The sequence below is a fragment of the Rhodanobacter geophilus genome (genome assembly GCF_040812275.1).
In the GTDB taxonomy this organism is placed as follows: Bacteria; Pseudomonadota; Gammaproteobacteria; order Xanthomonadales; family Rhodanobacteraceae; genus Rhodanobacter_A; species Rhodanobacter_A geophilus.
This window is the reverse complement of record NZ_JBFOHL010000006.1, coordinates 190970-197908: the sequence shown is the minus strand read 5'-3', so window position 1 is coordinate 197908 and position 6939 is coordinate 190970. Positions and strand designations below refer to the sequence as shown.

General features: G+C 66.7%; 5 protein-coding genes. All 5 read left to right on the top strand.

The annotated features are described in order from the left end of the window. Positions 1 to 248: 248 nt before the first annotated feature. The 5 genes from ABQJ56_RS08640 to ABQJ56_RS08620 all read left to right on the top strand — a co-directional run bounded on the left by ABQJ56_RS08640 (position 249) and on the right by ABQJ56_RS08620 (position 6880). Entirely contained in the window at positions 249 to 1556 is a 1308-nt protein-coding gene (locus ABQJ56_RS08640) for an ABC transporter permease (RefSeq protein ID WP_367844603.1), read from the top strand. Between the two features lie 68 nt (positions 1557 to 1624). Beyond that, positions 1625 to 2854, top strand: a complete 1230-nt coding sequence (locus ABQJ56_RS08635) for an ABC transporter permease (RefSeq protein ID WP_367844602.1) — start codon at positions 1625 to 1627, stop codon at positions 2852 to 2854. 133 nt (positions 2855 to 2987) lie between these two features. Beyond that, on the top strand, positions 2988 to 4280 hold the full coding sequence (locus ABQJ56_RS08630) for an ABC transporter permease (protein WP_367844601.1): 1293 nt from the start codon (positions 2988 to 2990) through the stop codon (positions 4278 to 4280). Positions 4281 to 4294: 14 nt separating this feature from the next. Next, positions 4295 to 5518 carry an ABC transporter permease gene (locus ABQJ56_RS08625; protein ID WP_367844600.1) on the top strand — a complete coding sequence of 408 codons (1224 nt, stop codon included), beginning with the start codon at positions 4295 to 4297 and terminating at the stop codon, positions 5516 to 5518. 54 nt (positions 5519 to 5572) lie between these two features. Beyond that, positions 5573 to 6880, top strand: a complete 1308-nt coding sequence (locus tag ABQJ56_RS08620) for an ABC transporter permease (protein ID WP_367844599.1) — start codon at positions 5573 to 5575, stop codon at positions 6878 to 6880. The last annotated feature ends 59 nt before the right edge of the window (positions 6881 to 6939 follow it).

Here is a 6939-nt window from a genome sequence, read left to right as displayed (position 1 = left end):
GTGGTACCTGCCGGCGGGGGCGCTGGCGCTGTGGGTCATCGGCCAGCTGGCGGTGCTCGGGCCTGCGCTGCGCGCGGCGGCGGTGCCGCCGGTGGTGGCGACGCGGAGCGTGTGACGGCTTTGCTCCCCTCTCCCTCCGGGAGAGGGGCCGGGGGAGAGGGTACGGGCTGGCCTCAGTGCCGAAAGCGCCCCCTCCCCCAACCCCTCTCCCGCAAGCGGGAGAGGGGAGTTCAACATGGAGGGATGCAATGTTCGGCTACTACCTGGACCTCGCACTGCGCAGCCTCAGGCGCAACAAGGTGCTGACCGCGCTGATGGTGCTGGCCATCGCGCTCGGCATCGGTGCGTCGATGACGACGCTGACGGTGTTGCACGTGCTGTCGGGTAATCCGATTCCCGGCAAGAGCGCGCAGCTCTACCATGTGCAGATCGACCCGCGCGACAGTTTCGGTTACCGGCCCGGCATGGAGCCGATGGATCAGGTGTCGTGGATCGACGGCATGAACCTGCTTGACGCGCAGCAGGGTGCGCAGCGGCAGGCGTTGATGACGGGCGGCCGTGTGGCGATCCAGCCGGCGCGCACGACGCTGGATCCGTTCTTCGAGGCAGCGCGTTACACCAGCGCCGGATTCTTCCCGATGTTCGACGTGACGTTCCAGTACGGCCACCCGTGGAGCGCGAAGGACGACCGCGATCGCGCACGCCTGGTGGTGCTGAGCCACGTCCTCAACGACAAATTGTTCGACGGCAAGGACAGCGTCGGCCGGACGCTGAGCCTTGGCGGGCATGACTTCCTTGTCGTCGGCGTGCTCGGCGACTGGCGGCCGAACCCGCACTTCTACGACCTGGACGTCAAGAGCTACAACGAAGACGAGGGCATCTACATTCCCTTGGCCACCTCGCAGAGCGCAGGGTTCGACCACGACGGCGGCACCGATTGCTGGGGCAACGGCGCCGATGGAAAGGACATGACCCGCAATGACCACTGCGCGTGGCTGCAGTTCTGGGTGCAACTGGATACGCCGGCCAAGGCCACGGCGTACAGGCAGTTCCTGACCCGCTATTCCGAGGAACAGAAATCGCTCGGCCGCTTCCAGCGGCCGCCGAACGTGCGCCTGCGCGACGTGATGCAGTGGCTGGATTACAACCAGGTGGTGCCTGCGAACGTGCGCTTGCAGACGTGGCTGGCGTTCGGCCTGCTGCTGGTGTGCCTTGTCAACACGGTCGGGCTGATGCTGGCCAAGTTCATGCGGCGGCAAGGCGAGTTGAGCGTGCGCCGCGCGATGGGCGCTTCGCGCCGCGCGCTGTTCACGCAATTGCTGGTGGAGTCCGGCATGGTCGGGCTGGCGGGCGGCATGGGCGGGTTGCTGCTGGCGCTGCTCGGCCTGTGGATCGTGCGCCACCGGCCTGCCGAGTATGCCTCGCTGGCGCATCTGGATCCGGCGATGCTGCTGATCACCTTCGTGCTGGCCATCGGCGCAAGCCTGCTGGCCGGCCTGCTGCCGGCATGGCGCGCCTGTCACATCGCACCCGCCTCCGCCCTGAAGAGTAATTGAGAAGTGCAGCCATGGATGGCTGCTCTTTTGATTTTCGCGATCACGATGAGCGCAAAAAGGAAACCACCATGGACATCCTGCCGATCCTTGCCGCACTGCGCCGCCACAAACTCGTGATGTGGCTGCTGATCCTGGAGATCGCGCTGACCTGCGCGATCGTCTGCAATTCGATGTTCCTGATCGCGCAGAACCTGCAGCGCATGCACATGCCCAGCGGCATCGCCGAGCACGAACTGGTGCAGATCCAGATGGCCTACATCGGCACTCGCCCGGACGCAGGGGCGCGCACGCAGGCCGACCTGGCTGCGTTGCGGCAGATTCCCGGCGTCACCCAGGCGGCGCTGGTGGACAAGCTGCCGTTCGGCAGCGGCAACAACAGCAATATCAAACTCAAACCCGATCAGGCGCAGCCCTCGCTGAATGCCGGCCTGTATTTCGGCAAGAACCTGTTGCCGACCTTCGGCGTGAAGCTGATCGCCGGCCGGAGCTTCGAGCCGGAAGAATTCGTGACGCTTGAGCAGGCATTGCAGGGGATCAACGACAACAGCCCGAACGATTTGCCGCGCGTCGCGATCGTCACGCAGGCGATGGCGCAGCGGTTGTGGCCGGCGCAGGACGCGCTGGGCAAGACGTTTTACATCGGCAAGGACATTTCGTTGCAGGTGGTTGGTGTCCTTGCGCATTTGACACGGCCGAACATGCTCCAGGATGGGCCCGCCTTCAGTTTCGTCGTGCCCATCAGCGAGAACCTGAGTGACGGCGGCGGCAGTTATGTCATGCGCAGTGCGCCGCAGGATCGTACACGGGTACTGCGCGAGGCGGTCGCCAGGCTCAAGGCCATCGACCCGAACCGCGTCGTGCTGGCACATCGCACTTACGACGAGGCGCGTGCGGAATTCTTCCAGGCCGATCGATCGATGGCGGGTACGTTGGTCGGCGTGTGCGTGGTGCTGCTGGTGGTGACGGCGCTCGGGATCGGCGGCCTGGCCAGCTTCTGGGTGGGCCAGCGCCGACGCATCATCGGCGTGCGCCGCGCGCTGGGCGCCACGTGCGGCGACATCCTGCGCTACTTCCAGACCGAGAACTTCCTGCTGGCCACGTTCGGCATCGCGCTGGGCATGGTGCTGGCCTACGGCCTCAACCTGTTCCTGATGACGCGCTACGAATTGCCGCGGTTGCCGCTGTGGTACCTGCCGGCGGGGGCGCTGGCGCTGTGGGTCATCGGCCAGCTGGCGGTGCTCGGGCCTGCGCTGCGCGCGGCGGCGGTGCCGCCGGTGGTGGCGACGCGGAGCGTGTGACGGCTTTGTTCCCCTCTCCCTTCGGGAGAGGGGCCGGGGGAGAGGGTACGGGCTGGCCTCAGTGCCGAAAGCGCCCTCTTCCCCAACTCCTCTCCCGCAAGCGGGAGAGGGGAGTTCAACAAGGAGGGATGCAATGTTCGGCTACTACCTGGATCTCGCGCTGCGCAGCCTCAGGCGCAACCAGGCGCTCACTGCGCTGATGGTGCTGGCGATCGCCTTGGGCATCGGCACAAGCATGACCACGCTGACGGTGATGCACGTGCTTTCGGGCGATCCCATCCCCGCGAAGAGCGCGCAGCTGTTCCGCGTACGCATGAACGTGTCTCCCGACGAAGCATTCAAGCCGGGAGACGACGCGCCGGACAACCTGACCCGGCGCGACGCCGAGGCGCTGCTGCACGACGCGCGCGCCGACCGCCAGGCGATGATGTCGGCCGGCTCCCTGGTGGTGGTGTCCGCGCAAGGCGATCCGCTGGACGTGGATGCGCGGTACACCAGCGCCGACTTCTTTCCCATGTTCGACGTGCCGCTGCGCTACGGACATGCGTGGAGTCGCAGCGACGATACAAGCCATGCAGGCGTGGCGGTGATCTCGGGCACGCTCAACCGGCAGCTCTTCGGCGGCGCGGACAGCGTCGGCAAGATGCTGCAGGTCGGCGACGGGTCGCTGCGCATCATCGGCGTATTGGGCGACTGGGACATGAACCCGCGCTTCTACGACCTCAGCGACGGCCAATTCGGCGACAGTGAAGACGTATTCCTGCCACTGTCCACCGCGACCGACATGAAACTTTCCACCAGCGGCCAGATGTGGTGCTGGGGCAACAGCAAGGACGCACATGGTGCCGATGCCCCTTGCATATGGCTGCAATACTGGGCGCAGCTGGACACGCCCGCGAAGGCTGTGGCCTACCGGCAGTACCTGCGCAACTACATCGCGCTGCAGCAGAAGGCCGGCCGCTTCACCCATCCCGGCCAGCTCGATCTGCAAGACGTGATGGCGTGGCTGGACGCCAAGGGCGTGGTGCCTGCCGATGTGCGTTTGCAGATGTGGCTGGCGCTCGGCTTCCTCGGTATCTGCCTGCTCAATACCGTCGGCCTGCTGCTGGCGAAGTTTCTGCGCCGAAGCAACGAAATCGGCGTGCGCCGCGCGCTGGGTGCTTCGCGCGGCGCGATCTTCCTGCAGTGCCTGGTCGAGGCCGGGGTGGTTGGCTTGGCCGGCGGCGTGTCCGGCCTGGCCCTGGCCGGCCTGGGTATGGTGCTGGTGCGTCACCAGCCGACCGACTACGCCGCATACATCCACATGGATCTGCGCATGCTGCTGGCCACCTTCGTGCTGGCCTTGCTGAGCAGCCTGCTGGCCGGCCTGTTGCCGGCGTGGCGGGCGATGCACGTGGCGCCCGGCGTGGCGCTGAAATCGAACTAGGCCGGAGAGCGTTCATGCATTTTCGCCACATATTCAGCGCCCTGGGCCGCCACCGCATCGCCGTATGCCTGCTCGTGCTGGAGATCGCTTTTTCATGCGCGGTGGTCTGCAACGCGCTGTTCCTGATCGGCAACCGGTTGGAGCTCATGCACCGGTCCACCGGCGTGGACGAAGCGCACCTGATTCACGTCGGCGTGCGCAGTGTCACGCCCGGTTCGGCGGACGCGGTCATGGCGCAGACGCGTACCGACCTCGCGGCGCTGCGGGCCATCCCCGGCGTAGTCAACGTGTCCGTGGTCAATCAGGTGCTGTTCGGCGATGGCGTCAGTTTCAGCGGCGTCAGCCTCAGCGATGACGCAAAGGCACCGGGCATCCAGGTCACCCAATACCTGGGCAATGCGCAGCTGGCCGACACGCTGGGCCTGAAGCTGGCGGATGGCCGCCGGTTCAAGCCGGACGAAGTCATCAGCTATGCGCAGCTGGAAAGCGGCGGTTCGAGCGCGCCCGTCATCATCACCAAGGCCTTGGCAAACCATTTCTTCCCGGGCCAGTCGGCCCTGGGCAAGACCATCCACGCCTTCGGTGCCGACCGCGTGGTGGGTGTGGTGGAGCGGCTTGTGCAGCCACGGGACTACGGTCCGGCCGAGAATTACGACTACGCCATGCTGTTTCCGGTGGAGATGCCGTATTCGCAGGGCAGGTATCTGATCCGGGTCAGGGACGCGTCGCAGCGGCAGACCGTGATCCAGGGCGCATTGCGCGCACTCAAGGCGGACGGCCCGCTGCGGCTGATCTCGCCCAAGTACGCCACCACGCTGGAAGCGGCGCGCGACAAGTACTACCGCAACGACCGCGCCATGGCCTGGATGCTGGTCGGCGTATGTGTGCTGCTGCTCGTGGTCACGTCGGTGGGCATCGTGGGCCTCACCAGTTTCTGGGTGGCGCAGCGCCGGCGGCAGATCGGCATCCGCCGCGCCATTGGCGCGACCAGGGGCGACATCCGGCGCTACTTCCAGACCGAGAACTTCCTTATCGCCACGCTGGGCATCGTGCTCGGCATGGTGCTGACCTATGGCCTCAACCTGCTCCTGATGGCGCATTACGAACTGGGGCGGCTTCCCGGCTATTACCTGCCCGTCGGGGCGCTGGCGCTGTGGGTCATCGGCCAGCTGGCGGTACTCGGACCGGCGCTGCGCGCGGCGGCGGTGCCGCCGGTGGTGGCGACGAGGAGCGTGTGACGGCTTTGCTCCCCTCTCCCGCCGGGAGAGGGGAGTTCAACAAGGAGACATGCGATGTTCGGCTACTACCTCGATCTGGCCTTGCGCAGCCTGAGGCGCAACAAGGTGCTCACCGCGCTGATGGTGCTGGCGCTCGCGCTGGGCATCGGCGCCACGATCACCACGTTGACCGTGCTCAAGCTGCTGTCGGGCGATCCGATTCCGCAGAAGAGCGCGCAGCTGTTCTACCCGCAGCTGGATCCCTATCCCGCGAACCAGCCGTTCTCGCGCAGCGGGAAACGGCTGCCGTTCCTGTTGAGTTATGTCGACGCCATGAACCTGATCCGGGCGCACAAGGCGGAGCGGCAGGCGGCGATGGCCATGTCGCAGGTCAAGCTGACCCCGCCGTCGAGCGTCGGCAAGCCGTTCTATGCGCAGGGCGTGCTGACCACGGCCGATTTCTTCCCGATGTTCGACGCGCCGTTCCGGTACGGCTCGGGCTGGTCCGCGGCGGACGACGACAGCCGCGCCCAGGTCGCGGTGATCGCGGACGATCTCAACGACAGGCTGTTCGGCGGCGCGAACAGCGTGGGGCGCACGATCCGCATCGAGGACCACGATTTCCGCATCATCGGCGTGCTGCGCGCGTGGGCGCCGCAGCCGCGCTTCTACGCGGTGCACCTGGGCGGGCGCAGCTACGGCAAGGGCGACGCGGTGTTCGTGCCGCTGCAGGGTGCGCGCGCCGATGGCCTGATGCCGAGCACGATGATGGGCTACGGGAAGTCGATCGATGTCGAGCACCTGGAATCGGCCCCGGCGATCTGGCTCGGCCTGTGGGTGCAGCTGCCGACCGCCGCCGATGTCGCGGCCTACGAGTCGTTCCTCGGCAATTACGCCAGGGAGCAGGTGGCACTGGGCAGGTTCCAGAAGTCCCGCACGGCCTTGTCGGGCCTGATGGCATGGATGCGCAGCGAACAGGTGGTGCCCGAGGACGTGCGCTTGCAGGCGGGCCTGGCGTTCGGCTTCCTGCTGATCTGCGTGGTGAACACGGTGGGCCTGCTGCTGGCCAAGTGCCTGCGCCGTTCGCGCGAGATCGGCGTGCGCCGCGCACTGGGGGCATCGCGCGGCGCGATCTTCGCGCAGTTCATGGTCGAGGCCGGCATCGTGGGCATGGCCGGCGGCGTGCTGGGCCTGGTGTTCGCCGAGCTTGGGCTGTGGGGCATACGCCACCAGCCGGCGCAGTACGCCGGCCTCGCCCACCTGGACCTGGCGATGTTCCTGTTCACCTTCGTGGTGGCGCTGGTCGCCAGCCTGGTCGCCGGCCTGCTGCCCGCGTGGCGTGCCTGCGTGGTGGCGCCCGCACCGCAACTGAAAGATGTCTGATGCGCTTTCCCTGCGCGTGAAAGCGGCCATCCATGGCCACACTCTTCAAGGAAGCTCAA

Bases quoted from the DNA above. Each gene is read 5' to 3' on its own strand.
- ABQJ56_RS08625 (WP_367844600.1), top strand. From the start codon at position 4,295: ATGCATTTTCGCCACATATTCAGCGCCCTGGGCCGCCACCGCATCGCC.
- ABQJ56_RS08640 (WP_367844603.1), top strand. From the start codon at position 249: ATGTTCGGCTACTACCTGGACCTCGCACTGCGCAGCCTCAGGCGCAAC.
- ABQJ56_RS08635 (WP_367844602.1), top strand. From the start codon at position 1,625: ATGGACATCCTGCCGATCCTTGCCGCACTGCGCCGCCACAAACTCGTG.
- ABQJ56_RS08630 (WP_367844601.1), top strand. From the start codon at position 2,988: ATGTTCGGCTACTACCTGGATCTCGCGCTGCGCAGCCTCAGGCGCAAC.
- ABQJ56_RS08620 (WP_367844599.1), top strand. From the start codon at position 5,573: ATGTTCGGCTACTACCTCGATCTGGCCTTGCGCAGCCTGAGGCGCAAC.